Annotated in this window: 1 protein-coding gene; it reads left to right on the top strand. The window is 52.9% G+C overall.

What is annotated here, in order from left to right; translation table 11 throughout:
• Positions 1-245 precede the first annotated feature (245 nt).
• Positions 246-449 (top strand): AbrB/MazE/SpoVT family DNA-binding domain-containing protein, encoded by a 204-nt coding sequence (locus GWG54_RS20560; protein WP_167939485.1) that lies wholly within the window; start codon positions 246-248, stop codon positions 447-449.
• Positions 450-1,141: the final 692 nt, after the last annotated feature.

Raw genomic sequence — 1,141 nt, 5'->3', positions numbered from 1 at the left:
GCTGCTGGTGTTTGGACACATCTTCAGCAAGCAGACGTCTCAACTAACCAGCTTTGTGAAGTACTGAATCTCTGTTTGACCTGTACGTACTGTCTGTCAGGTAGTCAAAGGGGAGTATAGGAAGTGTTCTATGACCCTCTCTTTTGTGATCGAAGCTACTGTCCCGGAAAGGGGGGTTTCCGGGACACCTGATTTTCCCCTCTCGTAGCCTTCATTGTATACACTTATGTAGGGTTAAACCAGGAATGCCAGAAACTACCGTCTCGGTCACCAAGTCAATGACGACTAACCCCGACGGCGACGACTACCATCGGAAACAGTACCGAACTACGATCCCGAAAGACCTCGCCGAGTTCTTCGACATGGATCGAGAGACTACCCTCGAGTGGTCCATCGGCGGCGCGAGTAACAAACTGGAGATCACCATTCACGACAACGGCGAGGAGTAGTCCATGATCAGGAACAGCGAAGGCGTCACCGACCCTGGCGATCTCCCTGAATCTGACTGGGTCGACGCGCCTACGATCGGCTACGTGCGGCTCTCACAAGAGTCTGACCGCTCGATTGCGGCTCAGAAGCGAGACATTCGAGACTACGTAGTGAAAGGCACGGTCAGGTGGTGAGTGGTAGGTGGTGGGTTGACCGTGCCAACTGTAGTTGTCAGCTATTATAGCTTCTTTCTACGGCTTGATGGGATACACACTCATGCATGCGTTTTGGTAATTCCTCTATGCTATATGTGACCAAAACGCTTTTTTGAGACTACTTTCACAATTCATATGCGAGGACGAAGTCCTCGCCACTCGAGATCTCGCCTTGGATACATAGTATCCAGAAGAGGCAGATCAAAATCAAAGCCATCTGGGAACACCCCACACCCCACCGTCTCTTGGAAATCTTCCCCCGGTTTCCACATTTCGTACTGAGCGACGAGCGTAACCGACTCCTCGAGGTCGCCTGCGAGATCATAGCCGACAGCCCCGACGACGACCCACCACGCGGGACGTAATCAACGCGACGCTCACGTCTCGTCGCCGGTGTTCTCCCGAGACCGACGGGGTTGCATGGGATCTGACTTTATGAGAATCCTGTTTAAGCCCCAAGTCGGTGAACGAATGCGCTGGGGTTGAAGGAGACCGTC

Source organism: Natronococcus sp. JC468, assembly GCF_012163165.1.
GTDB lineage: Archaea > Halobacteriota > Halobacteria > Halobacteriales > Natrialbaceae > Natronococcus > Natronococcus jeotgali.
This window is presented reverse-complemented; position numbering and strand designations above follow the sequence as displayed.